This window comes from Collinsella sp. CM84Y_54 (assembly GCF_036317945.1).
Classification (GTDB): domain Bacteria; phylum Actinomycetota; class Coriobacteriia; order Coriobacteriales; family Coriobacteriaceae; genus Collinsella.
The window spans coordinates 103,867-129,865 of the sequence record NZ_JAWQCX010000001.1 but is presented as its reverse complement, the minus strand read 5'-3'; the positions used below and the strand labels follow the sequence as shown (position 1 = coordinate 129,865).

24 protein-coding genes and 1 riboswitch are annotated in these 25,999 nt (G+C 59.5%); of the genes, 9 read left to right on the top strand and 15 right to left on the bottom strand.

Annotated elements, in window-relative coordinates:
- Positions 1 to 85 precede the first annotated feature (85 nt).
- The 7 genes from V2391_RS00595 to rnd all read right to left on the bottom strand — a co-directional run bounded on the left by V2391_RS00595 (position 86) and on the right by rnd (position 7,197).
- A complete protein-coding gene (locus V2391_RS00595; RefSeq protein ID WP_035137923.1) occupies positions 86 to 1,264 on the bottom strand; it encodes an acetate/propionate family kinase in 1,179 nt (392 codons plus the stop codon).
- A gap of 163 nt (positions 1,265 to 1,427) precedes the next feature.
- A complete protein-coding gene (locus tag V2391_RS00590) occupies positions 1,428 to 2,606 on the bottom strand; it encodes an acetate/propionate family kinase (protein WP_329737846.1) in 1,179 nt (392 codons plus the stop codon).
- Positions 2,607 to 2,753: 147 nt separating this feature from the next.
- On the bottom strand, positions 2,754 to 3,089 hold the full coding sequence (locus tag V2391_RS00585) for a histidine triad nucleotide-binding protein (RefSeq protein WP_329737845.1): 336 nt from the start codon (positions 3,087 to 3,089) through the stop codon (positions 2,754 to 2,756).
- Between the two features lie 155 nt (positions 3,090 to 3,244).
- Positions 3,245 to 3,511: an exodeoxyribonuclease VII small subunit gene (xseB, locus tag V2391_RS00580; RefSeq protein WP_006234311.1), complete on the bottom strand. Its 267-nt coding sequence runs from the start codon at positions 3,509 to 3,511 to the stop codon at positions 3,245 to 3,247.
- A 42-nt stretch (positions 3,512 to 3,553) separates the two neighbouring features.
- Positions 3,554 to 5,005 (bottom strand): exodeoxyribonuclease VII large subunit, encoded by a 1,452-nt coding sequence (gene xseA / locus V2391_RS00575; protein ID WP_329737844.1) that lies wholly within the window; start codon positions 5,003 to 5,005, stop codon positions 3,554 to 3,556.
- 115 nt (positions 5,006 to 5,120) lie between these two features.
- The gene (locus tag V2391_RS00570; RefSeq protein ID WP_329737843.1) at positions 5,121 to 5,825 is read right to left on the bottom strand and encodes a zinc metallopeptidase; all 705 of its coding nucleotides are present in this window, start codon (positions 5,823 to 5,825) and stop codon (positions 5,121 to 5,123) included.
- 238 nt (positions 5,826 to 6,063) lie between these two features.
- Positions 6,064 to 7,197 carry a ribonuclease D gene (gene rnd / locus V2391_RS00565; RefSeq protein ID WP_035137916.1) on the bottom strand — a complete coding sequence of 378 codons (1,134 nt, stop codon included), beginning with the start codon at positions 7,195 to 7,197 and terminating at the stop codon, positions 6,064 to 6,066.
- 98 nt (positions 7,198 to 7,295) lie between these two features.
- On the opposite strand from rnd, the gene V2391_RS00560 reads away from it, so the two are divergent.
- From V2391_RS00560 to V2391_RS00535, 6 genes are all read left to right on the top strand, one after another.
- Positions 7,296 to 8,213, top strand: coding sequence for a diacylglycerol/lipid kinase family protein (locus tag V2391_RS00560; protein ID WP_329737842.1), 918 nt, complete (start codon positions 7,296 to 7,298; stop codon positions 8,211 to 8,213).
- A gap of 410 nt (positions 8,214 to 8,623) precedes the next feature.
- Positions 8,624 to 10,423: a C69 family dipeptidase gene (locus V2391_RS00555; RefSeq protein WP_052044126.1), complete on the top strand. Its 1,800-nt coding sequence runs from the start codon at positions 8,624 to 8,626 to the stop codon at positions 10,421 to 10,423.
- A 409-nt stretch (positions 10,424 to 10,832) separates the two neighbouring features.
- Complete coding sequence (locus tag V2391_RS00550; RefSeq protein WP_329737841.1) at positions 10,833 to 11,402, top strand: hypothetical protein; 570 nt, start codon at positions 10,833 to 10,835, stop codon at positions 11,400 to 11,402.
- 106 nt (positions 11,403 to 11,508) lie between these two features.
- A complete protein-coding gene (locus V2391_RS00545; protein WP_329737840.1) occupies positions 11,509 to 13,260 on the top strand; it encodes an ABC transporter ATP-binding protein in 1,752 nt (583 codons plus the stop codon).
- Positions 13,253 to 13,999: an energy-coupling factor transporter transmembrane component T family protein gene (locus V2391_RS00540; RefSeq protein WP_329737839.1), complete on the top strand. Its 747-nt coding sequence runs from the start codon at positions 13,253 to 13,255 to the stop codon at positions 13,997 to 13,999. The genes V2391_RS00545 and V2391_RS00540 overlap by 8 nt, the downstream gene beginning before the upstream one ends.
- 526 nt (positions 14,000 to 14,525) lie before the next feature.
- On the top strand, positions 14,526 to 15,659 hold the full coding sequence (locus tag V2391_RS00535) for a coiled-coil domain-containing protein (RefSeq protein WP_329737838.1): 1,134 nt from the start codon (positions 14,526 to 14,528) through the stop codon (positions 15,657 to 15,659).
- A 39-nt stretch (positions 15,660 to 15,698) separates the two neighbouring features.
- On the opposite strand, the gene V2391_RS00530 is transcribed toward V2391_RS00535, so the two are convergent.
- The 7 genes from V2391_RS00530 to V2391_RS00500 all read right to left on the bottom strand — a co-directional run bounded on the left by V2391_RS00530 (position 15,699) and on the right by V2391_RS00500 (position 20,484).
- Complete coding sequence (locus V2391_RS00530) at positions 15,699 to 17,114, bottom strand: serine/threonine protein kinase (protein ID WP_329737837.1); 1,416 nt, start codon at positions 17,112 to 17,114, stop codon at positions 15,699 to 15,701.
- A 71-nt stretch (positions 17,115 to 17,185) separates the two neighbouring features.
- On the bottom strand, positions 17,186 to 17,608 hold the full coding sequence (locus tag V2391_RS00525) for an XRE family transcriptional regulator (RefSeq protein WP_329737836.1): 423 nt from the start codon (positions 17,606 to 17,608) through the stop codon (positions 17,186 to 17,188).
- A 32-nt stretch (positions 17,609 to 17,640) separates the two neighbouring features.
- Positions 17,641 to 18,084, bottom strand: a complete 444-nt coding sequence (locus V2391_RS00520) for an FxLYD domain-containing protein (protein WP_117745896.1) — start codon at positions 18,082 to 18,084, stop codon at positions 17,641 to 17,643.
- Between the two features lie 164 nt (positions 18,085 to 18,248).
- Positions 18,249 to 18,572, bottom strand: coding sequence for a hypothetical protein (locus V2391_RS00515; protein ID WP_329737835.1), 324 nt, complete (start codon positions 18,570 to 18,572; stop codon positions 18,249 to 18,251).
- 29 nt (positions 18,573 to 18,601) lie between these two features.
- The gene (locus V2391_RS00510; protein WP_192919605.1) at positions 18,602 to 18,943 is read right to left on the bottom strand and encodes a HigA family addiction module antitoxin; all 342 of its coding nucleotides are present in this window, start codon (positions 18,941 to 18,943) and stop codon (positions 18,602 to 18,604) included.
- The gene (locus V2391_RS00505) at positions 18,915 to 19,196 is read right to left on the bottom strand and encodes a type II toxin-antitoxin system RelE/ParE family toxin (RefSeq protein ID WP_117745894.1); all 282 of its coding nucleotides are present in this window, start codon (positions 19,194 to 19,196) and stop codon (positions 18,915 to 18,917) included. The genes V2391_RS00510 and V2391_RS00505 overlap by 29 nt, the downstream gene beginning before the upstream one ends.
- A 100-nt stretch (positions 19,197 to 19,296) precedes the next feature.
- A complete protein-coding gene (locus V2391_RS00500) occupies positions 19,297 to 20,484 on the bottom strand; it encodes an amidohydrolase (RefSeq protein ID WP_329737834.1) in 1,188 nt (395 codons plus the stop codon).
- Positions 20,485 to 20,628: 144 nt separating this feature from the next.
- A riboswitch (Lysine riboswitch) is annotated at positions 20,629 to 20,797 on the top strand.
- A 65-nt stretch (positions 20,798 to 20,862) separates the two neighbouring features.
- Between V2391_RS00500 and dapA the strand changes: the two genes are divergently transcribed.
- Genes dapA through dapD form a run of 3 tightly spaced genes read left to right on the top strand, consistent with a single transcriptional unit; the run spans position 20,863 to position 24,664 of the window.
- Positions 20,863 to 23,172, top strand: coding sequence for a 4-hydroxy-tetrahydrodipicolinate synthase (dapA, locus tag V2391_RS00495; RefSeq protein WP_329737833.1), 2,310 nt, complete (start codon positions 20,863 to 20,865; stop codon positions 23,170 to 23,172).
- The gene (gene dapB, locus V2391_RS00490; RefSeq protein ID WP_199409411.1) at positions 23,165 to 23,905 is read left to right on the top strand and encodes a 4-hydroxy-tetrahydrodipicolinate reductase; all 741 of its coding nucleotides are present in this window, start codon (positions 23,165 to 23,167) and stop codon (positions 23,903 to 23,905) included. Before dapA ends, dapB begins: the two co-directional genes overlap by 8 nt.
- A 39-nt stretch (positions 23,906 to 23,944) precedes the next feature.
- Positions 23,945 to 24,664 (top strand): 2,3,4,5-tetrahydropyridine-2,6-dicarboxylate N-acetyltransferase, encoded by a 720-nt coding sequence (gene dapD / locus V2391_RS00485; RefSeq protein ID WP_329737832.1) that lies wholly within the window; start codon positions 23,945 to 23,947, stop codon positions 24,662 to 24,664.
- Between the two features lie 292 nt (positions 24,665 to 24,956).
- On the opposite strand, the gene V2391_RS00480 is transcribed toward dapD, so the two are convergent.
- Complete coding sequence (locus V2391_RS00480; protein ID WP_329737831.1) at positions 24,957 to 25,961, bottom strand: nucleoid-associated protein; 1,005 nt, start codon at positions 25,959 to 25,961, stop codon at positions 24,957 to 24,959.
- Between the last annotated feature and the right edge of the window lie 38 nt (positions 25,962 to 25,999).

The window sequence follows — 25,999 nt, the reverse complement described above, 5'->3', positions numbered from 1 at the left end:
TTGGGACTGGAATTTCCGCCTGCTAGTAAAAAGGCCTCCGGAGCTGTTGCTCGGGAGGCCTTTCGTTTACATGCAAACGGGTGCGTTAGTTGTTCTTGGTCAGACGCTCGACGTCGTGGGCGATCATGTATTCCTCGTCGGTGGGGATGACCATGACCGTGACGGCGGAACCGGCGGCACTGATGACCTGCGGACCGTTGCCTACGGCCTCGCGGTTCCTGTTGTTGTCGATGCGCACGCCCAGCCACTCAAAGCAGTCGCAGAAGGCCTTGCGGATCGACCAGTCGTTCTCGCCGATGCCGGCGGTAAAGGTGATGGTGTCCACGCCCGCCATGGAAGCGATCATGGAGCCGGCCTGCTGCATGGCCTTGTAGGCGAACATATCGAAGGCGAGCAGGCAGCGCTCGTCGCCCTCGGAGGCGCGCGTGCGGATGTCGCGGGCGTCGTTGGAGATACCCGAGATAGCAAGCAGACCAGACTGCTTGTTCATCATGTCGTCGACTTCCTGGTAGCTGTAGCCGCCCTCACGCTGCAGGTAGCACACGGTAGCCGGGTCGATGGAGCCGCAGCGGGTTCCCATCATCAGGCCGTCAAGCGGCGTGAGCCCCATCGTGGTGTCGCGGCACACGCCGTCCTCGATGGCAGCGAGCGAGGCACCGTTGCCCAAATGGCACGAGAGCAGGCGGTGGCAACGCGAGCCAAGGATCTCCTTGGCCATCATCCACTCGTAACGGTGGCTCGTACCGTGGGCGCCGTACTTGCGCACGTGGTACTTGTCGCACACGTCCTTGGGCAGGGCGTAGGTGTAGGCGACCTCGGGCATGGTCATGTGGAACGAGGTGTCGAAAACGGCGACGTTGGGCAGCTCAGGATACTTCTCGCGGCAATACTCGATTGCTGCGGCCTCGCCGTAGTTGTGCAGCGGAGCAAGCGGTGCCACCTCAAGGATCTTGGCCATGACCTCGTCGTCGACGACCGCGGAATCATCGAAGTGCCAGCCGCCCTGAACGATGCGATGCCCAATGCCATCAATCGTAAAGTCGGTCTTCTCGAGCTCCTCGAGCACACGAGCGATAGCAGAGCGATGATCGGGGAAAGGAACCTCCTCGGTCTGCTTGGCGCCACCGTTCTCGGAGTGGCCGAAGATGCCCATGTCCGATCCGATACGCTCGCAGTTGCCCTTGGCGAAAACCTCGCGGGTATCGGTATCCAAAAGCTGATATTTAAGGCTTGAGCTGCCGGCGTTGACAACAAGTACGTTCATGAGACTCCTTTGCAGTGCAATACGGTCCACGCAGACCCCTTAAGGCGGCCGCATTTTAATAAGAAGTTATCATATCTTGATAAATAGCTATCAGAATATCGCCCAGCGAGCGCAAAGGAGGGGCTGAACGGCACTTGGTCGTCCAGCCCCTCCCCTCTTGCAATTATTTGCCGTTGACGATGCGCTCGACGTCAGAAGCGATCATGAACTCCTCGTCCGTGGGGATGACGAAGATCTTGACCTTAGAATCCTTGGCAGACAGGCACCAAGCGCCGTCGCCACGCAGGGCGTTGCGGGCATGATCCATCTTGACGCCCATAAAGGCCAGACGGTCGGTCACGCCGGCGCGGACGGCCGGAGCGTGCTCGCCGATGCCAGCGGTAAAGACCAGGGTATCCATGCCGCACATGGAAGTGGCCATCTCGGCAGCCTTGGCGGCAATCTTGTAGACAAACATGTCGAAGGCGAGCTGAGCCTCGGGGTCGCCAGCAGCGGCGAGCTCCTCGACGTTGCGGCAGTCGTTGGTCTTGCCGCCGGTCACAGCCAAAAGGCCGGACTTCTTGTTCATCATCTCGTCGACCTCGTCGAAGGTGTAGCCACCCTCGCGCTGCAGGTAGCACACGGTAGCCGGGTCAATGGAGCCGCAGCGGGTGCCCATCATGACACCGTCGAGCGGCGTCAAGCCCATAGTGGTGTCCATGCACTTGCCGTCCTCGATGGCGCACAAGGAAGCGCCAGAGCCGATGTGGCACACGACGACCTTGCGGGCCTCGCCGTTGGTCATCTCGGCGACCTTCTTGGAGATGTAACGATAGCTGGTGCCGTGGGCGCCGTACTTACGGATATGCAGCTTGTCGCAAACATCCTTGGGAAGGGCGTAGGTCTTGGCGACCTCGGGCATGTTGAAGTGGAAAGCGGTGTCGTAGACCGTAACGTTGGGCAGGTCGGGATACTGCTCCAGGCAGAACTCGATAACGTTGGCCTCGGGGTTGTTGTGCAGCGGCGCCAGCGGGGCGACCTCACGGATCTTGGCGAGAACGTCCTCGTCGACGAGGGAGGAATCGCCAAAGTACCAACCGCCCTGGACGATACGGTGGCCAATGCCCTCGATCTTAACGCCGTTGGCCTCGAGGTCCTTCAGGACGACTTCGATGGCGACCTTGTGGTCGGGGAACTCGATGTTCTCGGTCACCTTCTTGGAACCGTTGGCAGCGTGGGTGAAGGTACCGCCGGTAAAGCAGACGCGCTCGCAGGAGCCCTTTGCGGACACCTTGTGGGACTTGGTGTCGATGACCTGATACTTAAGAGTCGAAGATCCCGCGTTGACGACCAGAACGTTCATGTGTCTCCCTACTAACAGGCGGTGTGGCGCCGCCAGGTTACATACGCTTCAATAATAAACCCAAACGCCCTCGCGCTCGGGTTTATTGCGTTGATATATAAGTTATCGATGCCAGAGCTTCCGTTTCATTGCACGGAAGAAGCGTCCTCAGATGAGATTCTCGCCCAGGTTTTTGCCGCCGAGGACGTGCATGTGGAAATGCATGACGGTCTGGCCGGCGTTGACGCCCTTGTTGGAGATGACGCGGAAACCGTCCTCCAGGCCCTTGGCCTTAGCGACCTCCTGGATGGCGTGGGCCATGGCGCCCATGGTCTCGGCAGGCACGTTGTCGGCGATGTCGCTGTAGTGCTTCTTGGGGATCACGAGGGTGTGGACCGGCGCCTGGGGGTTGAGGTCGTCGAAGGCGATGACCCGGTCGTCCTCATAGACAACGGTCGAGGGGATCTCGTGGTTGGCAATTTTGCAGAAGATGCAATCACACATGGTAGGTTCCTTTCTCACAGACCAAGGTAGTCTTTTTGGGACGGGGCTTTTTTGACTACTTTTTCGCAAGCGCAAACACTCGGCAAGCCGTCGCGCAAGGGTAGTCAAAAAAGCCCCGTCCCAAAAAGACTACCCCAAAGTAGGCTGCGAGATGGTTAGAACGAGAGGTTGTCGTCGGTGTTGGCGGCCTCGCCGTCGGCGAGCACATCGTTGCCGTCGACGTCCTTAAGGAGCACCGAGACCTTCTGCTCGGCATCGGACAGGCGGGTGCGCAGGCTCTTGAGGAGCTCGACGCCGCGGGTATAGCTCTCGAGCGACTCCTCGAGCTCCATATCGCCCGACTCCAAGCTACGGATGATGAGCTCCAGTTCCTGCGAGGCCTGCTTGTACGTAAGCTGCTCGACCGGGGTCTTCTCTGCCATATCTGTTTCCTTTCCTAAAGGTTTATCGCTATGAAACACGGCTTACTCGACCGTATCGACCGTTGCCGCCACGATGCCGTCTGCCATACGCACGCGAATGGCGTCGCCTGGCTTAAAGGTCTTGGCGCTCGTAGCCACACCGGCTTCGCTATATGCAATGGAATAGCCGCGGGCAAGCACCTTGAGCGGCGACAGGGCATCGAGTGAGGCTGCCGCACGGCCCAGGTCGGACGCGGGTTTGCTGAGCATCGTGCGCCCCTGATGCTCCAGGCGGGAACTCGCAAGTGTGAGCGCATGGCGCTTGCCATCGAGCCCTGAGGTGCTTGCGATCAAGCGCTCGGGCAGACGCTCGGAGTTGGAGCGGAAGGCCCCAACCGAACGCGTTATGGCGCCGGACAGACGATCGGCCGTCAGGGCAAGCTCGGACTCGCGACGCTCGACCATAAACGTTGGGTCGTTGAGGCACGGGCGGCATGCGGCTGCATCGAGCGCGTCGCCCAGACGAGCCGTATAGGCATCCCAGGCTCGACGACCGCGCTGGTCGAGCATTTCCAGATCGACCTGATCCGACCCGATCATCGAAGCCATCGCGGCGCCCAGACGCTGATGGCGCGTCTCGAGCACGTCAGCCAACTCCGTCATAGCCGGCGCCACCGATTCTGCCGCTGCCGTTGGCGTGGAGGCGCGACGGTCGCTCACCATGTCGCAAATCGAGGTATCGGGCTCATGGCCAATACCGGTCACCACGGGCACAGGACAAGCCGCCACCGCGCGGGCAAGCTCCTCGTCATTAAAGGTCATGAGGTCCTCAAAGGAGCCGCCGCCGCGCACCAGCAAAATACAGTCGGGCGCCGGCGTAATGGAAGCGGCGCGGCGCAAGCCCTCGATGAGCTCGGCCGGCGCACCCTCGCCTTGAACCTTGGCGCCCACGCAGACGACCTCGACGAGCGGGTTGCGACGACGCAACGTGCGCTTAACGTCGTCGATTACGGCACCCGAAAGCGAGGTGACGACCGCCACGCGGGAGCAGAACACCGGGATGCGGCGCTTGCGCGCTTCGTCCATCAGGCCCTCGCGGCGTAGCTTTTCGGCCAGTTGCGCCACTTGTTGACGCAGCAGACCCTCCCCCGCCAACGAAAATGAGCGGGCAACAAAGCTCATGCGACCCGTGGGCTTATAGAGATTGAAGCTGCCCTTAAAGCTCACCTGCATGCCATCGCGCAGATCGAAGGTGCGCTTGAGATAGGCGCCCTTCCAGATAATGCAGTCGACGGCGGCCGAGTCGTCCTTGATCTGGAAGTAGCAGTGACCGCTTCGGGCGTTAGGACCACGAAAACCTGTGACCTCGCCCAGAACGCTCAGCTGCGGAATGGCATCGAGCGCACCGGCGGCGATCTCCACTGCCTGGCTCACGCTGAGCTCCTTGCGCTCCTGATCGTCCGAACCGTCGAACTCGGCGGAAACGGCATTGCCGGTTAGATTCCAGCCTGCCACGCAGCCTCCTTTCGTTATCGAGCACAAGGGCTTCGACCCTGCGCAGATTCAAGTCCAACACATAGTACAGCGCCGCGGGGACAAGAATCTCCGCGGCGCCTGTCAAGCCAATTTGTTATCGGTTGGAGTTTCTGTTGTAGCGGGCCATCAGGTAGAGCAGCTGAATAATCGAGGTGAGCGCCGCCGCCACGTAGGTGAGCGCGGCTGCCGTCAGCACCTTCTTGGCACCGTTGACCTGCTTGGAACTCATGCCCGACTGCTCGATATACGCCACGGCGCGGCGACTGGCATCGATCTCGACAGGCAACGTAACGAGTTGGAACAGCACACTAAACGAGAAGAAGATCAATGCGAGGGTCGTGAGCCCGGCGATGTTCATAAACAGGCCCAAGAGCAACACGATGGTCCAGGTGTTCTGGGTAAAGTTGACGACCGGGACCAGGGCGGTGCGAACCTTCATCATGGCGTAACCGCTCTGACGCTGGGCGGCATGACCCGCCTCGTGGCAGGCCACGGCAACGCTTGCGACCGATCCGCCCGAACGGTTAGCGTCCGAGAGATACAGGTTGTTATCCTGCGGGTTGTAGTGGTCGGTGAGCTCACCGGCAACGCCCTTGATACCCACGGCGTTGCAACCGTTGGCGTCGAGCATGCGGCGAGCGACCGTGGCACCCGTGTCGCCGTCCGAGCGAACCTTGGACCAGGTCTTGTACGTCGAGTTGATATAGCTCTGCGCCGCAAGACCAAGCACCGTACAAACAAGGATAACCAGCAGGTACAGCGGGTCGATGCCAAAGCCGTAACCATAGTAATAGGGCATGCGAATTCCTCCGAATCGAGTTACACGTTGGAGGCATTCTACCCACTCAGCTGGCAAGCAAATCAGCATCGATGTTTTGGCACCGTCAGCGAAAACGGTCGAAAGCGAGCAAGGTGACGTGAAAGAGAAGCGACGCGTACTTTGGTACGCGAGCGACGATTGAACGTCAGATTGCCGCTCTCGGCCGTTTGCAGCGTCGAGCTGTTAGGCGGTTTGGTAAAACCGCGTAACTATATACCTACAGGAGCTCGATTTTGCCGTCCTTCACCGTCAACCCCATGTTGCCCGAGAGCAGATCGTCCAGGCGCGAACCCACGAGCTCAAAGCGCCAGCCTTCGCGCAGGGGGCTTTGCTCGGGATGCTCAATGTAGTCGGCCAGGTCATCGCGCGAGGCAATGACCGAGGTCGCCACGCCCGAGCGCTCGGCAACCAGGCGGATGAGCGCGTACATGAGATCCGTCACGCTCTCAAGCTCCGGCGAAATCTGGCGATGCCCGCGCACCATGAGCGGCAGGCGATCGTGCGGACAGCTTGCGCCGCGCTTGATGGCCATCAACGCGCCATCCACGTCGCGCTCCCCCAGCTGGTCGGTACCGCGGATGCTACGGAACTCCTCGACACGCACGGGATTGCGCTTAACCAGGGCCAGCAGCGTATCGTCGGACATGACCCACTTGCGCGGGATGTTGCGACGCTCGGCGCGGTCCTCGCGCCAAGCGGCAAGCTCGCGCGCAATGCCCAGCTGATGGCGGCTACACGAGTTGATGCGTTTGACCTTGCGGAATGCCTCATGGCGGTCGGCGCGGTAGTGCGACTCGTCGGCCAAAGGACGCAACTCGTCGAGCACCCAGTCCACGCGGCCCAGCTCACGCAGGCGGCTCATCATCTCGGTATAGGCGACGATTAAGTACTTGACGTCATCGATCGCGTACTCGATCTGCTTATCGCTCAGCGGGCGGCGCGACCAATCGGTCAGCGACTCGGTCTTGGGCAGTGATACGCCGCAGAACGTCTGAACGAGCGCACCATACGAAATCTGCTGGCGCTCGCCCAAAAAGGCGGCGGCAACCTGCGTGTCAAAAATCGGTCGCGGCAGTGCGCCCACGGTATGGAGCATAACTTCCATGTCCTGTGAGCAAGCATGGAATACCTTGACCACGCCCTCGTCGGCCATAAGCTCGGCAAGCGGCGACAGGTCGTCGATCACCAGCGGATCGACAGCGACACTCTCGGCGGGGGTGGCAATCTGGACCAGGCACAGGCGCGGATGAAACGTGCGCTCGCGCAAAAACTCGGTATCGACGGCGATCGCGTCGAACTCGCGGGCGCGCTGGCAAAAGTCGACCAGAGCCTGATGTGTGGAAATGTACATATCAACCCATCGAATAAGGTTAGGCCCGAAAAACACGGGTAGGATATCGGCATTGCTCTACAACTATACTCGGTTAGTCACAGAACGGGAACGTAAGTATGCGCTGCCTTATCATCCACAACCCGGCATCGGGTCCCAGCTCCGATGAAATCTTCGCATTCACGCACGCCCTTGCACAGGGCGGCGACGAGGTCGTGATGCGTTTTATCGGCGATGGCATGGAGCCCGAGGACGCGGTAGCGGACGTTCGTGAGTTCGATCGCGTGGTCGTTTCGGGTGGCGACGGCACCGTCTCCAACGTGCTCGACCAGATGCGCGGGTGCGGTGTCCCTACGCTCGTCTTCCCCTCCGGCACGGCTTGCCTGTTCTTTAACAACATCGGCAATGCCCCCGAGGCGGCGGCACTCGCCAAGGCTTGCCGCGCCGGCCGCACGGTCAAGGTGGACATGGGTGAGCTCTTTTGGCTCGACGAGAACGGTAACGAGAAGCGCCACGGCTTTATCATCATCGCCGGCTCGGGCTTCGACGCCGAGATCATGATGAAGGCCGCTCCCACCAAAAACGACATTGGCGAGATCGCCTACTTCCTCTCCGCGCTCGCTACGCCCAACCCCACGGTGGCACACTTCACCATTGAGCACGACGGCATCGTCGAGGAGCTCGACGGCATCTGCTGCATGGCAGGCAATACCTCGGTCATCCAAAACGACATCAACCTATTCCCTAACTGCCGCATGGACGACGGCATGGTCGACATCGTCGTTATTGAGCCCGTACGCACGGTGCAGCTGCTCCCCACGGTAATTACCGCCGCGCTCGACCCCGCTGGCAAATTGCTCGGCCGTCCGCAGTTTAAGATCATCCAGACCAAGGAAGCCAAGATCACCTGCACGCCATCGCTGGGCATGCAGTTCGATGGCGAGATCATCTCCAGCAACTCCGGCGTCTTTGGCGCCCGCGCACTGCCGCAATGCCTCGATCTCATCGTCGACGAATTTTCACCACTCGGAAAATAGGAGGGCCCCATGAACGACAATCCCCTAATTGGCTTTATCGTCATCGTCTTGGCCATGCTCGTCGGTTACGCCATCAATGTGATTCACCGCCGAAAGAAGTAAATCCACATTGGTATGATATTCATCCAGTTATCGACTCTCCCGTTGTTTATGCAAATCCTAAACAGCGGGAGAGTTTCCTTTTTGAGCACTGTCTGGCGCTTTATTCAGCTATAGTAAATGCAGGGTGCCTTTATTTAACTAAAGCCATATAATGAGTATTATTATCCGCTCATCGTATATTTCTTCACGCTCATCGAGTAAAAGCTATTGTCGAATGAATACTCTTTAAACTTCCTTTAGGCTAGTAGATGTATTTATTAGCTGAAGCTCCGTACGATTTCGCGGGGTTTCAACAGTTGGGAGGGATCATGAGGTTTACTCATCCTGTCAACACGCTCAAGAAGCTTGGCTGCGGCCTTGCATTTGGAGCAGCGGCCATTATGGCTATGCCGACTTCGGCGCTCGCTTGCACCCAGATCTACATGGGCAGCCAGCTCACGGCAGACGGCAACACGTACTACGGCCGCTCCGAGGACTTCGGCCCGCGTTACGTCAAGCACTTTGGCATCGAGCCCGCACACAAGGACGGCAGCAAGTACACCTCGGTCGAGTCCGGCTTTGAATACAAGTCCAAGGGCGCAACCTACCGCTACACCTTCGTTCGCGACAACCCCTCTCAGTGGGAAGATCGTTACGACGCATATTCCGAGGCTGGCATCAACGAGAAGGGCGTTTCCTGCTCTGCCACGCTGAGCACCTCCTATAACGAGAAGGCAGAGGAAGCCGACCCCGTCACCGAGGAGACCGGCATCGGCGAGTACAACTACGCCAGCGTCATTCTAGGCGAGAGTGCCACGGCCCGCGAAGGTGTCGAGCTCCTCGGCAACCTGATTGACGAGCAGGGCGTCTGCTCCAACGACCAGATCATCATCGCCGACAACAACGAGACCTGGCTGTTTGCAGCGCTTTCCGGCCATCAGTGGATTGCCATGAGGCTCACCGACGATATCGCCTCGCTCAACCCCAACATCGGCAACCTCACCTATGACGTCGACCTCGACGACACCGAGAACTGCCTCCACTCCGAGGGCATCGAGTCCATGCCTAAGGAGAAGGGCTTTGCCGAGTACACCGACGGCAAGTTCGACGTCGCCAAGACCTACGGCGAGGAGATTAGCGAGGCCGGTATGCACCAGTGGTCGCGCTATGTCCAGGGCCGCGATTACTTCATGGCTCCGCTTGCCGAGGGCACCGACTACGAGATCGTCAAGGACGAGCGCGAAGACGCTCGTGCGACGACCGGCGCCCTGGTCCACGAGATGCAGCCGCTGTTCTTTACGCCCGGCAAGTCCGACTGGAACACCTTTGAGATGATTCGTTCCTTCGCCGCTCGCGGCGAGAATGTCGCCGGCCTCAACGCCAACACCGACGGCGCCTATGCCATCGGCTCCAACCGCAACACCGAGATCCACACCTTCCAGATCCGTCACGGCATGGACCCCGAGATCGCGACCATCCAATGGGAGATGCTCTCCAACGCCGAGTTCTCCGTCGCTATCCCCCTCTATTCCGCACTGCTCACCGAGGTCAGCCCCTACTTCAGCGATCAGGATGTCTCCTTTGATCACTGTGAAGAGGAAGACGTCGTGAACAACGAGGAGCCCAAGAACTCCATCAACTACGTTCTCATGGACATCAACACGCTTGCCTATGAGAACCGCGACAGCTGCGCCACCGGCGTCCGCGCCTATCTCGACGCCCTGCAGAAGGAGCTCATTGAGCAGAACCTGACCGTCGACGAGGCCATGCAGGCCGCCAAGGACACCGAGGCCCGCACCGCCCTGGCCAACAAGGCCGGCAAGGCGGCGACCAAGAACACCTACGTCAAGTGCAAGGCCATGCTCGAGGAGATGCGCGACTACCTCAAGGAGGGCGACTTCTCCGAGGAGTTCGTCCCGAGTGACTACGATGCCGACAACGACTGCCTGGTCGAGTCCATCACCTACGCCGACGAGGCCCTCTCCGATGAGGACGTTGCCGAGCCCGAGGTTGAGGAAGAGGCGACCGAGGAGAAGTCCGAGGGCAACAACATGGCCGCCATGGCCGTTGGCGCCATCGTCATCATCGGTGTCTGCGGCTTCGTGCTCTATCGTCGCAAGAAGGCCTAAGACCCTCACGTTCCGAGAGACGGGCGGGGTCGCATGAGTCATCCCGCCCGCTCAGCCTGCCCTTTTGACCGGCAGGAAACGCCGCCGAAATCTTTTCAAAAAAAGATTTCCCCGCACACACTTCGCTGTGCTATAGTGCAGCGCAACAGCAATGAGGTGTAACCGCGCCAAGGCATCACGAAAGGAGCCACCAAGATGATGAACACGATGAAGTCCCTCAACAACTGGTGGTGGCGTGATGCGAATACGATCGGTCGAAAGTGAGTCCCTCACGCCTGTTTTTGCGCTCTAGGTGATTGGAAGGCCTCCGGTTTCGACCGGGGGCCTTTTTCTATCTCGAGCCCGATCGCATTCGCATCACGCGCCTCCGTTTTTCTCTTACACTCCCTTTTTCGAAAGGACTTTCACCATGTCTCAGAACACCACCGCCCAGCCCCGCACCGTCCAGACCGCCGACCGCGGCAAACTCGATATCCGCGCCCTTGTCCTGCTCGCCATCCTGCTTGCCGCCGGCTTCATCCTCAACTTCACCGTCGGCAAGGCAATCTCGGGCATCTCGGGCGGCATGATCAGCCCCGAGTTCATCATCTCGGCTTTCTGCCTCACCATCCTGGTCGTTCGTCCCAACATTGGCCAGGCGCTCGTCATTGGTCTCATCTCGGCGGCCGTGATCCAGATCACTACCACCTCGCCGTTTGTCGATTTTGCCGCCGAGGGCATCGCCGCTATGCTCATGGCCGTCATTGTCAACGCCACCGCCAAGGACGGCCAGGTTAAGCCCGTCATCGCCATCGTCGCAACATTCGTGACCACCTTTGTCTCGGGCGTCATCTTCATGGTCATCAAGATGGCCATGCTCGGCGTTGTGGGCGAGCTCGCCGCAGCCATGCTGCCCGTCGTCGCCATGACCGCCGTGTTTAACGCAATTCTGGTCGGCGCTCTCTACCTGCCCATCCAGAAGGCCCTTAAGCTCAACTAACCTGCCCGGCTTTACCACCAAAGACTGTCCCAAACAACGAGCATTTGGGGACGTTCCTAAACGACCAGTCATGTAAGAACGTCCCCGATGACTATGAAAGGTATCCATGGAAACGATCATCAACGTCGACGATGTCTCGTTCTCCTATGGCACGCAAACCGAGCAGGCGCTCAGCCACGTCTCGCTCAGCGTGAACAAGGGGGAATTCATCGGCATCATCGGACCCTCGGGCGCAGGTAAGTCCACACTCGCCGCCTGCCTGTCGGGCGCCGTGCCTCACCACTACACCGGCACCTTTTATGGCTCCGTGTTAGTTGACGGCCACGACACCTGCGAGGTCTCGCTCACCGACATATCGCAGATCGTCGGCAGCGTGCTGCAGGACATCGATACCCAGATGGTCGCTTCGGTCGTTGAGGACGAAATGCTCTTTGGCCTCGAGAACTTTGGCGTTCCGCACGACCAGATCGAGCAGCGCGTGAGCGAGGCGCTTAAAACCGTCGGTATCAGCGACCTGCGCGACCGCGAGATCGCCACCCTCTCGGGCGGCCAAAAGCAAAAGGTAGCCATCGCCGCCATCCTCGCCATGCGCCCGCGCGTCCTGGTACTCGATGAGCCCACCGCAGCACTCGACCCCGCCAGCTCCACCCTGGTCTTCGAGACGCTGCGCGAGGCAAACCGTGCGCTCGGCATCACCATCGTCGACGTTGAGCAAAAGGTCGCTTTACTTTCGGAGTACTGCAACCGCGTGATGGTGCTCGATCACGGCCAGATCGCGCTGCAGGGTGAGCCGCACGAGGTCTTCGCACGCACCGACGAGCTTCGCACCATCGGCGTCGATTGCCCGCGCGTCACGCGCATCTTCAACAGCCTCGAAGCCGATGGCCTGGTAAGCGGCACGCCCTGTCTGGATGTCGACGAGGCGGAACGCCTGATCGCAGGCATCGTCGACCCCGACCGTGCGACAAGCGATACCCAGGCGCCCGCAGGCTCCCCGCACGCGCCGTCGCTGCGCCCGCATGCGAAAGACGCCGAGCCGGTGCTCACCTTTGACCATGTCGAGTTTTCCTACCCCCATGGAGGCGCCGCCGTTCACGACCTCAACTTGACGCTCTACCCCGGCGAGCTCGTGGGCATTGTCGGCCAAAACGGAGCCGGCAAAACCACGCTCACCAAACTGCTCACGGGTTTGCTCAAGCCCGCATCGGGCAGCGTACGCGTTACGGGCTTGGACACGGCATCGGTTCCCACGAGCCGCATCGCACGCGAAGTGGCAACGCTTTTCCAGAACCCCGACCGCCAAATCTGCAAAGACACCGTGCTCGACGAGGTCGCCTTTGGTCTAGAACTTGCCGGCATCGACCGCGCCGAAGCTCTACGTCGCGCCCAGCTGGTCATCGACCGCTTTGGTCTGCCCGCCGACGAGGCACCGTTCTCGCTGTCGCGCGGTCAGCGCCAGATGGTGGCGCTCGCCTCCGTTGTAGTGGTCGAGCCCAAGATCGTGGTGCTCGACGAGCCCACGAGCGGCCTGGACTACCGCGAGTGCATGACCGTGATGGAAACGGTGCGCACCATGGCAGAGCGCGGTTGCGCCGTCATCATGGTCTGTCACGACATGGAAGTCGTTTCCGACTTTGCCGAGCGCATCGTGGTGATGGCCAACGGCCGCATCCTCGACCGCGGGCGCACGCACGAGCTGTTCTCGAACATCGAGCTCATGCAGCGTGCCTACGTTGAGCCGCCCCAGGTCATCGAACTCTCGCGCCGTCTGGCATCCACCGTCTCGCCCGCCTTTACACAGGTGAGTGAGGTCACTGATATCGTTCGCATTACCGAGGAGATGGTCCGCCGTGGTTAACGTCATCGACTACATGCCGGGTGACACGCTGCTACACCGCCTGAACCCCGTCATCAAACTGGGCCTCGCCGCCGCCATCATCATCGGCATCTTCTTGTCCGACACCTATGTGGCACTGCTGGGCTTTCTGGCGTTCACGCTCGCGCTGGGAGCCTACGCCGGCGTCGTCGGCCGCCTGCTCGCGCTGCTCAGGCTGCTGATTCCGCTCGCGCTCATCATGCTGGTGCTGCAGCTGGCTTTTATGCGCGATGGCAACATCGTGTGGGGCTTCGTTACCGACACGGGTCTCATCACCGGCTCCAAGGCTTGCCTGCGCCTGCTGGGCGTGGCGCTTCCGCTTATTCTGATGCTCATGGTGACCAAGCTCAACGACCTTGCCAACGCCTGCGTGGAGGTACTGCACGTGCCGTATCGCTACGCCTTCACCTTTACCACGGCGCTGCGCTTTGTGCCGGTGTTTGGCCAGGAGATGAACGCCATCATGGAGGCGCAGACCGCACGCGGCATCGAGTATGACACCAAAAACCCCATCAAGAAGCTTAAGCTCATGCTGCCGTTGTGCGTGCCGCTACTGATCTCGAGCGTGGGTAAAACCGATGCCACGGCCTTGGCGGCAGAACAGCGTGGCTTCTACCTACGCACGCGCGCGAGCTCGTACAAGCGCTATCCCATCAAGGGCCTGGACATTGCCATACTTATTGTCAGCATTGCCCTCATCGTCCTCGGCTTCCTGTTCTAACCTGCCAATTTGGGACAGGCTTTTTGGTCGGTTTTTTCTGGGCGAACGTCAGCTCTCCCCGTAAGTCCAGCCGTGCAACAACTGCAACCAAGCGCAATGAGCCCCGACTCGGACTGAACGAGCCGGGGCCCTTCTTTCCCCACGAGGGCATCTTTGGCGTAGTCCTTCACGGCGGAGAGGTCCATACCGGGGACGATATCCAGGTAGTCAAACTTGGCGATGGCACCTGTTCCTTCACCCCTGCTGAAGCACTTAAAGAGGTGGAGCGGGCTCGCCGCGAAGGAACCCTATAGTTGCAAAACCCCACGTGAGGCAGCTTTTTCAGCTCTAAATCGAGCTTCGATAGGGTTCCGTAACGTTAAAGTTGAACTCTATGGTTTCTCAACAATTCACTATAACTGCAGGTCAAGGCCAAAGCCTCAAGTTCAACTTGACCCTTTAGAACCTTTAAGGTTCAAGTTGAGGTCGAAAGCAGTAGTAGAATACCGTTCGAACCATAACCTACGATTGATTGCAGAGGGACTGGATGCAGCATTCGAACCATCGCACCGCAGCGTTCATCGCGTCGAGGCCGGCTCGTATCATCACGAGCGCCGCGCTCGCCGTTGCGCTGACGGCCACGCCGATGCTCTCCCCCGTCGCGGCCTATGCCGCCTCGCAGGCAACGCAGGATCAGCTTTCCGCCGCCCAGCAGAAGATCGAAGCCGCCACGAGCGCCTACAACGAGGCCCGCACCAAGCTCGAGGATCTGCAAAAGCAAATCGACACCAACGAGGCAAGCATCGAGCAGATCGAAGCCGAGCTTCCCGATCAGCAGGCAAAGGCAAGCTCCGCCATGCGCGATCTGTATAAGTACCAGAAGGGCACCAATCCCATCGTGAGCTTCCTGGTCAACGCACAGAGCCTTGGCGAGTTCATCACCACCTGCAGGTACACCAACCAGATCGCGAGCTCGAGCGTCGATGAGATCGAAGAGCTCAACAAGATGCAGACCGAGCTCGAGCAGAACAAGACCGAGCTTGAACAGGCTAAATCCCAACTCGAGACCGAGCAGAAAACCGCCGAAGATGCACTGGCACAGGCCCAGCAGCTTCGCAGCGAAGCCCAGGCAAAAGCCGAGCAGGAAAATGCCGCCGAGCTGGCCAAGCTCGAGGCAGACAAGGCCGCTGCCGCCGAGAAGCTCTCGGGCGAGGGCGTAAGCGGCAACAACTCCAACAGCCAGGCCAACAACGCCAACGCCACCATCGACACCACGGTGAACAACTCCAATACCGGCAACTCAGATTACGACTCGTTTATCAACGAGTGGACGAGTCGCATTGACAACTACCTCGCCGGCTCCCCCATGGCAGGCCAGGGTTATAACTTTGCCGTGGCAGCCTGGAACACCGGTGTTGACCCCCGTTGGTCCCCTGCCATCGCCTGCGTCGAGAGCAGCAAGGGCCTCTATTGTGCCGGCTCCTATAACGCCTGGGGCTGGAGCGCCCGTGGCGGCGGCTGGCGGAGCTTTGGTAGCTGGAGCGAGGGCGTCTCTGCCCACGTCGCCTACCTGGGCGCCAACTATGGCTCCACGCTTACCCCGGCAGCCGCCAAAAAGTACTGCCCGCCCACGTGGCAGGACTGGTACAACAAGGTTGCAACCCAGATGAACCGCATCTAAGATCAACGTCAAAGGGCCCCAATCGGGGCCCTTTTTCTTTTACGCGACGGAGGTATCGACGACGCCCGTCGCGTTTGCGATGGCAACAATGATAATCATTGCCAACAAGAGCACACCCATAGCCTTGAAACAGAGCTTTGCAAGCTTTTTACCGCGATATCTATCGAGTAGCTCAAACCGCCGGCGAAGGCGGCGTTTATCGAGCATTACAAAATGAATGAGCGCTACGAAACCGTCGACGAAGACAAAATACTCAATCGCGAGAAACCACATCGGGTAGTTTTGGTTGGCGCCTGTGGGATGAAAAACGGCAAAATGGCTTCCGGCAAAGAAAACAAGTAGCGAAAGATAGACGAATGCGTTCCAAATGCGCCCAACGGTGTCGGGAATGTGGGAGAGTAAATTCGGGCGCTCAGGCACCAACGGCAATCCACCCTGAGACTGATCTGTGGGGAGCACGGGCGAAGGGCACACAACTCGCCGCTCTGGAGGCTCTTGGAAGGAAGCAACATTCGGCGCGGACGATGGCGTCGGTGTGGACAACGCATACGATGCGCGTGCAGCGTGCCCTAGCGCCTTCGCGCTTGCAAAGCGCTTGTCCGGATCGAGCGCCATCGCCATGCAAATAACATCGGCAAACGGGACGGGAACGTCACATGCCTCGCATTGCTCGCGCATGTTCCGGCCCGGCTTGGGTTCGGCCCCCGTCAGACAAAAGAACAGCAGGGCACCGAGCGCATAGACATCGCTTCGCACGCTCGTCTGGCCAAAACCGTACTGCTCGGGTGGCGCATAGGGTCGCGTGCCAAACTTAACGGTATCGGCATCGGCTCCTTCGCGCCACACGCGAGCGATTCCCAAGTCGATAATCACCAGCGATGAAAACGTCAGGCCGTCATCAGGCGTATAGTTCGCGCCCGACACGATGATATTCGAGGGCTTTAGGTCGCGATGAATCACCGGCGCAGCCACCTCCCCCGCCGACGCAAAGCCGGCGTGGAGCTCCGCAACTGCATCACAAAGGGAGCCAAACAGCTCACAAGCATAATCGGGCGTTGCACCCAAACGCCCCACCAGGGCCCCGAGCGTTTCGCCTTCGATGTATTCCATGACCACGCAAAGCTCGTCGCCCACGCGGTGGCAATCGACAATCCGAGGCAAGTGCTCGTAACGTCGCCCGGCATGCTGGGCCGCAAACAGGCGTTCATACGCCCCGCCAATCTGGGCCGACGCGTCGATGCGCTTGCGAACAAAGGGACCAAGAGATCCTCCGCCGGAGCCCTCAAAGTACACGAGCTCGGTCGTCTCGACGTCGGAGTGCTTGAGCACACGGTCTACGCGATAGCTGTCATCACGCTCAAGTGACGCCAGGTGTCCGGCGAGCGCAGCGGTCAGCTCATCATCGGAATATGTTGGGCTCTGAGTATCCATAGCGTCCATAATAACGCAGGGCACGGACGCACCATGACGCCCGTGCCCTGCACGTTCAAAATGTCGTGAACGGCGCCTCCGCCGGCAGCTAACCGTTAGCTCACCGTCTCCTCGCCAAAGCGATACAGCTCCTCGTTCACCTTTTGCAGGCTGCAGCCACGATCGATACAGAAAATGATGATGGCGTCACGGCGGTCCTTGCAGTTGAGGATATTGGCGCCTGCCGCCGTCAAGGCGCGGTTGGCCTCCTTGAGTGTCAGCGCCATGGCAAATGCAATCTGCAGCACCTTATTGCGGCTCGGATGCCGCGCACCGGTAAAGATCTGATAGCCAAACGTCTCGTTGAGGTCGGCCATGCGCACCACTCGCGAACGCTCCAGCCCCTTTTCTTCCAAAAGCTGTTTCAGATACTCCGAAAGCGACGGGGCGGCAAAGTCGTGCTCTTTGATATAGCCATCAATGCTTGGCGCATCGAGAAGCTCATTGAGCAGCTCCTCAGTCAGCTTTTTATCGGGCATACGCCCTCACCTCCCCCAGTGCATGCAACATGCTAGAAACCGCTCACGTCCGAGCGTTCCCAACTGGCGACCTGATCGGGAGACACCGTGCCCAGCGCCTCGAACTTCCAGGAGCCGCCCGCCTTCAGATGATTGGTGTTTGCAAGAGCCGTTCCAACCTGGTTGCCATCAGCATCATACAGAACATACTCAATCTGAATGTAGCTCTTTTCCTTGTCTGTGTTATTGGTCAGCGTACCCGTGATCTTATAGGCAAACTGATTGGAGGCGTCTTCAGCCTCGTCAGCAATGGTATACGGTTCTTGCGGTTCTTTTTGCTCCTCAGCCTGCTGTGTCGTCTCGGCAGGTTTTGCCGAATCGTTCGCAGACGAATCGGTTGAGTTGCCGCCCATAGAGCCCACGGCACCGGCAATAACCAGCACCACGATGACGCCTAGGACAATCTTGCCAATCGACTTCTTTCCCTCTTTTGCCATTATGCATCCTTCCTACGATCCGGCCACCGCGCCGGCACACAGCACATCGTAGGAAGGATTAAACTTGAATTCATTAGCTGAGAGCTAAGACTGCGGTAAACGGCCAACGCAGTTATCCAAACGCCGAGCAAACGCACTTTGCGCGACCGTCTGCTGGCAGCGCATCAACCCACCGTGACGGATTCCCCGGTAAAGGCGCTGATCATCAACAGGACAAAGAATACCAGGTAGCTGACACTCAGCAGGTACGCAATGATCAGAAAGAAGACCCATCCGACATTGGTGTTACCGTCGGCACGGCGTTGCTCGCGATTGCGGCAGAGCCAAATCGTCACGCCAATGGCCACAATCAACAGCACAAGTGCCGCTGCCGCCAGTCCAGCAAGCGCAAACATCACGCCAATGCTCACAGCAATAACCGGGAGCAGCAGCAAGCCGCATCCGCACCCACCAGGACTATATACGACAGACTGTCGGCGTCGTTTCATCGTCACTCCAACCTCAACATCTTTGAGCGCTACAACGCAACGACCTGCTGAACGGGAACGATCTTATCCAGTTCCGGTTCGATGCGCCTCTTCTCTGCCTCGAGGTCAAACGCGATCTGGGCTCGAAGCCAATAGCCATCCGTCAGGCCAAAGTAGCGGCAAAGACGAAGATCGGTGTCAGCCGTAACACGACGCCTTCCCAAAATAATCTGCCCAATACGCTGAGCCGGAATCCCGGTCTCCTTAGCAAGGCGATATTGAGAAATACCCATAGGGACAAGAAATTCCTCTTTGAGAAGCTCGCCGGGGGCCACCGGCGACAACAAGCCAGCATCAGTTTTGTCACTTGTGATAATCGACGATTTCAGCATTCCAAGCCATCCCCTGTCTCCACTCAAAACAGACCCGATAGCGCTCATTGACACGGATACTATATTGACCGGCGCGATCGCCCTTCAACGCTTCAAGACGATTGCCTGGCGGAACGCGAAGATCATCAAGCGAAGCGCAGATCTGCAGTTGGCGAATCTTCCTCAAGGCGACCCGCTCAAAAGGAATGAACTTCCTAATCCGCACACCCATTGCAAAGCGTTCAGTGTCTTCATCTTTATATGATGCAATCATAGTATCGCCTTACGTTAATAACGTCAAGCGTTTCTATAGAGTTACATCCCTATTATAGCGTACATTTGTTCGTATTTTCGAGAACAAACGTCCACGTCAATTAACCAAGCAAAAGTAATCGTTTGTAGACATCGAGGCCTTTGAGCAGGATTTCCTCGTCAAAGAGCATGGTATCAGTATGCAGGGCACTCGTGGAATAGGCGGGGCAGCCCTCGGCGTCGCTCGGATTATCCTGACTGACAGGAACGCCCGTGCCCAGCAAGAAGAACACGCCCGGCAGATGGCGCTGGTAAAAGGCGAAGTCCTCGGCAATCAGCAAAGGCTCATCCACGAGCTGCAGCTCGGGCAAGGCAGGCGCGACATTGGCAAATAGCTCGGGATCGTTATCGACCGGCGGATAGCCCTCGGCAAAATCGAGGTCATATGTGCAGCCCGTTGCGGCGCATGCCTCATCAAGCACGCGGCGCACGCCCTCACGCGCACGGTCGAACATGTCGTCCGTAAACACACGCAGGCTGCCGGCAACATGGGCCTCCCCCGCCACCGCGTTGCAGACGGTACCGGCCTGCAGCAGACCAAACTTGCCGATACAGGGCTCGTCGGTGCCCAGCTCGTCCATCAGCCCGCGCTCGGCAACCAAAAACTTCGCTGCCGCCAACGCGGCATCGTGCGACTCCTCAACCGGCACGCCATAAGTCTTAGCAATATGGATGCTCGTACCGTGAATATGGATATGCGTTTCGCTCGAACGCGCCAGCAGCGGGCCGGAACAGCTCGCCAACGTGCCGGCAGGCAGATCGGGCCACACGTGAAAGCCAAAAATGCGGTCGACCCCGTAGCATTCGAACACGCCGCTCTCGCATACCATCTTGGCACCACCGGTCGTTTCCTCGGCCGGCTGGAACACAAAGAGCACGTTTCGCCTCATGACGCCCGGCTGTTCACGAATCGTACGGTCGACATACGTCGCGGCGGCAAGTGCCATAGCCATGTGTCCGTCATGTCCGCAAGCGTGCATCTTGTCGGGATTTGTCGAGGCGAACGCTGCCCCTGTTGCCTCGACAATGGACAACGCGTCCATATCGGCGCGAATCGCCGTGGCATGCGCGGCACCAACGCCAACATCAAAGAAAGCGCAGACGCAGCTGGGGCACGGATGGGTCACCTCGCAAGCGAGCGGTGCCAGCACGCCCTCGATATAGGCAATGGTTTGCGGAAGATCGAAATCGAGCTCCGGAATGCGATGGAGATCGCGGCGATAGCGACGGAGTTCTTGGAGCTCGGTCATAGAAGATCCCTTCGTGAGGCATATCTGTTGCAACTTATTGTGATACAGGATTGTGGCACACATGTTTCCAGCATATTGCTGCATTTTTTAAACGTTATATACGAATACTCTTGTTTGCTAAAGTGCAACGTGGTAGGGTCGTTACCACTTGATAGAGGCGCGGGCACGAAGAACCGCGGGCGAGCCGGCAGGCTTTGACCCCGTGGGGAGGCGAAACCCGCCGAACTGGGCTTTTCGGGCACGAACAACCTGGTGGGCCTGCGGGAAACACCCACAGGACTGTCTGCAGCAATGCGGGAGCGCTATCCGGACATGGGGTCCACGCTATGCGGATTCGATGCGCAGATGGCGCCGTCTGGATAGCGAGGTTTACGGGACATGGCATTGACCCCCAATGAAGCGTATGCGGCCAAGCAGCCGTTTGTGGATAAGGAGACGCTCGAGCATATCGTCGAGCAGTTCCCCACGCCGTTTCATCTATACGACGAGGCGGGCATCCGCCGCAACATGCAAGAGGTGCGCGACGCCTTCACATGGAACCCGGGCTTTAAGGAATACTTTGCCGTCAAGGCCAATCCCAACCCGGCGCTCATCTCCATTCTCAACGAATACGGCTGCGGCTGCGATTGCTCGAGCTATACCGAGCTCATGATCGCCCGTTCGCTGGGTATCACGGGACACGACATCATGTTCTCGTCCAACGACACGCCGGCAGCGGACTTTGAGCTCGCCGACAAGCTGGGCGCCATCGTCAACTTCGACGACATCAGCCACATCGAGTTCTTTGAGCGCGTCGCAGGCCCCGTCCCCAAGACGGTCAGCTGCCGCTTTAATCCGGGCGGCCTGTTTCAGCTCTCCAACGGCATCATGGATAACCCCGGCGACTCCAAGTACGGCATGACCACCGAGCAACTCTTCGAGGCCTTCCGCATGCTCAAGGCCAAGGGCGCCGAAAACTTTGGCATCCACGCATTCCTTGCCAGCAACACCGTCACCAACGACTACTACCCCAAGCTCGCGCGCATCCTCTTTGAGCTTGCCGTGCGCCTGGAGCGTGAGACCGGCGCACATGTCGCCTTCATCAATCTGTCCGGCGGCGTCGGCATCCCCTATCTGCCCGAGCAGCAGGCCAACGACATTCACGCCATCGGCGAGGGAGTGCACGCGGCCTACGACGAGATCCTGGTTCCCGCCGGTATGGGCGATGTGGCCATCTGCACCGAGATGGGCCGCTTTATGATGGGCCCCTACGGCTGCCTGGTCACCAAGGCCATCCACGAGAAGCAGATCTACAAGGACTATATCGGTGTCGATGCAAGCGCCGTCGATCTGATCCGCCCTGCCATGTACGGCGCTTACCACCACATTACGGTGATGGGCCAGCCGGGTGGCGCCGACAAGACCGCGGCGCCTGTCACAAACACGTACGACATTACGGGCAATCTGTGCGAGAACAACGACAAGTTCGCCATCGATCGCGAGTTACCGCATATCGACATGGGCGACCTGCTTGTGATTCACGATACCGGTGCGCATGGCTACTCCATGGGCTACAACTACAACGGACGGCTGCGCTCCGCCGAGGTCCTGCTACGTCCCGATGGCTCGGCCGACCTCATACGCCGCGCCGAGCGCCCGGACGATTATTTTGCCACGCTCGACGTGTTGCCGAGCGGCCGAGAGCTGCTGGCCAAGTCGCGCGCCGAAAGTGCCCGTCGTCGCGCTCAAGACGAGCGCCTGGCCGTCGCCGCCCAATGGAATAAGCGCATCCAGATCGCGGACGCGAAGGAGAAGAACATGGACATCCGCAATCTTGAGGGCTCAATCGTCGCCCTTGTTACGCCGTTTAAAAAGGACGGCAGTGTCGACTTTGACGCACTCGAGCGCCTTATCGATTTCCACCTGCAAAATGGCACCGACGCCATCCTCACCCTAGGCACCACCGGTGAGAGTGCCACGATGACTGATGACGAGGATAACTCCGTCGTCGCCGCCGTGGTCAAGCATGTTGCAGGACGCGTCCCCGTCATCGCTGGCTCGGGCTCCAACTCCACGCAGACCATGCTCACCAAGTCGCTCACCTATCAGGGCCTGGGCGCCGACGGCCTGCTGCTCATTACCCCCTACTACAACAAGTCCAATGAAGAGGGTATCTATCAGCACTTTAAGACCGTCGCCGATGCCGTGGACATCCCCTGCATCCTGTACAACATTCCCGGCCGCTGCGGCTGCGGCATCAGCGAGCGCAATGTGGAGCGCCTGGCCGCACACCCCAACATCATGGGTATTAAGGAAGCCTCGGGCAACGTCGCCTACGCGGCCAAGATCGCTCACCTGCTGTCCGACGACTTCCGCATGTACTCGGGTGAGGATGCCCTTACCGTACCGCTCATGAGCCTGGGCGCCTCGGGCACCATCAGCGTGTGGGCCGGCGTTCAGCCGCAGCTTGTGCATGACATGTGCCGCGCCTATCTGGACGGTGACGTGGCGCGTGCCCGCGATATCCAGATTGCCGGCCAGCCGCTCATCAATGCCCTCTTTAGCGAGGTCAACCCCATCCCCGTCAAGGAAGCGCTCGCTCAGATGGGTATGATCGAGGCAAACTACCGCATGCCGCTGTGCCCCATGACAGACGACACGCGCGCCGCACTTACCGATGCTCTGAAGGGAGCTGGTCTGCTTGATTAAGACCGTCATTATGGGAACGGGCCGCATGGGCTCGCTCATCCGCACTACCGCCGAGGGCATTGTCGACGCCGCCGGTCAGCCCGTTTTCGACATCGTCGCCCAGATCGGCTTCGACTTGTCCGAGCTCGAGAACGCCCCGGCAGCCGACGTCATCATCGACTTCTCGAACGTCGTGACCTTCGATGCCGTCGTCGCCTATGTCGGGCGCACGGGCGCGGCGTTGGTCTCGGGCACCACGGGCTATACGCCCGAGCAGATGGATCGCCTGCGCGAGCTGGGTCGGAACGCCCGCGTCATGCACTCCGGCAATTACTCCATCGGTATCGCAGTCCTGCGCCATCTGGTGGCACAGGGTACACGCGAGCTGCCCGGCTTTGACTGCGAAATCGTCGAGACGCACCATAACCAAAAGGTCGACGCCCCGAGCGGCACTGCTAAGTTGTTGCTCGACGCCATCGTCGAAGCTGAGCCCGAGGCAGGCTACTACCCCGTCTATGGCCGCGAGGGCATGTGCGGTGCGCGTGACCCCAAGGAGATCGGTATGCACTCGCTGCGCGGCGGCACCGTCGCCGGCGTGCACAAAGTAAGTTTCTTTGGCCAGGACGAGGAGGTCACGCTCACGCACCGCGCCACGAGCCGCCAGATCTTCGTCAACGGCGCCCTGGCAGCCGCGCAGAAGCTCGTCACCCGCGAACCCGGCTTCTATACGTTCGACCAGGTCATGTTTGCCTAACCAGGTATCAACCGTATCCACGCAAAGGAGAAACAATATATGAGTAACGCAGCCGAGATGGATGCACAAGAGCTTATCAACTACATCGCCACCGCGCCCAAAAAGACGCCCGTTAAGCTGTACGTGCGCGAGAAGCCGGGCATGAAGGTCCAGTGGGGCAATGCACACGTCTACGGCGGTCGTCGTGGCAAGACCGTCTTTGGTGACTGGGATGAGCTCAAGGCCATCCTGGATGCCAATGCCGACTCCATCGACTACTACGATGTGGAGAACGACTGCCGCAACTCCGCCGTCCCCATGCTCGACCTTAAGGGCATCAACGCCCGCATCGAGCCGGGCGCGATCATCCGCGACCGCGTCGAGATCGGCGACCGCGCCGTCATCATGATGGGTGCCATTATCAACATCGGCTCCGTCATTGGCGAAGGCTCCATGATCGACATGGGCGCCGTGCTGGGCGGCCGCGCCACCGTGGGCAAGAACTGCCACATCGGCGCCGGCACCGTGCTGGCAGGCGTTGTGGAGCCCGCCAGCGCCACGCCCGTCATCATCGAGGACGATGTCATGATCGGCGCCAACGCCGTGGTCCTGGAGGGCGTGCACGTAGGCAAGGGCGCTGTCGTCGCCGCCGGCGCCGTGTGCGTCGAGGACGTCCCCGCCGGTGCCGTCGTGGCCGGTGTCCCCGCCCGCGTCATCAAGATGCGCGACGCCCAGACCGACAGCAAGACTGGCCTCGAGGAAGGCCTGCGCAAGCTGTAGGGTTACGCGGTTTTCACCAAACCGCGTAACTAGTCGACGCTGCACCTTTGGTTCCGTCGTTCTAACGAACGACGGACCTCTCGACGCTGCAAACGCCCCTAAGCGGCAATCTGACGTTCAATCGTCGGTCGCGTACCGAAGTACGCTTCCCTCCTCTTTCACGTCACCTTGCTCGCCTAGGGGCGTTTTCGCTGACGCATGCTCAGTCTGCAACTCAATTCAGCTCCAAGCAAAAAGGCCGAAGTCCCGAAGGATTTCGGCCTTTGTTTTGTCTGCAGCTTACAAGCGCAGTTTATCGATTCTCAATTGACCCGATGTTTTTGAGCTCGATGGAGATGAGGCCGTTGGGCTCGTTGACGAACTCGATGTACTCGGAGTTCGAACCCATCTCGGCCGGAAAGCTGATCTCGATACCCGTGTCGGTACGAATCTTGTGATTGCGTACGGCCGCGCGTTCGACCTGCTTGCGCTCCACGGGCACACGCTCAGGCACCTTCTCCTCGGTCAGTGCCGCGCGCACGCTCTCCTTGATAACCGGTTCATCCTCAAAGACCTCATCGACGATATCCCAAGGCGGCAGCTCCTCGTCATCCTCAACCTTCTCGGCAACGGCAGCCTTAACCTTAGCGAGCGCTACGGCCGTATTGGCACCGTGCTCCTCGGCGACTTCCTCGACCACACGCGTCACGGTGTCGATGACCTCCTTGCCCGATACGCCCGTGTCGCACTGCAGCAGGCCATCGGGGATAAGCATACGGTCCTCGCCGGCAATCTTGCGCTTCTTGTCCACGTAGCCGATCTCCATGGTGCTTGCGCGCACGATGGCATAGCTCGGCACCTTTTGCGAGGGGTTCGGCAGAATGGCGCAGTGGCGCGCGATGTCGTTGCGTACCTCCCCTTCCTCGCGGCCCACTTCGTGCATGAATGCCTGCTTGGAGCCCAGCAGCATCACGGCAAACCAGCGGACATCCTCATCGTCGTCAAAATCGGCCACGAGCACGTCGGTGGACTCGGCTTTCTCGGCTTTGGTGAGCTCGGAAGAGATGAACTCCGCAATCTGCTGCGACAGGTCCACGAACTCGCGCTCGCCAAAGAAATAGCCCTTGAGCTCGCCGCCAAACGCAGAGTTCTCGGCAAACGTGGCGCGTTTATTGTCGGCCGAGGTGCGCGCGCGGCGCAGATGCGTGGTCACGAAGTTGCGCACGGTACGGCTCTCGATATCGAGCTCGCGCTGGCTCATAACGTTGACGGCAGAGTCAAAGTCCAGGATATGCAGAATCGCGTGATTGATTTTCATATACGGCATTCCGTTCTAGATTGATTTCGGCACGAACC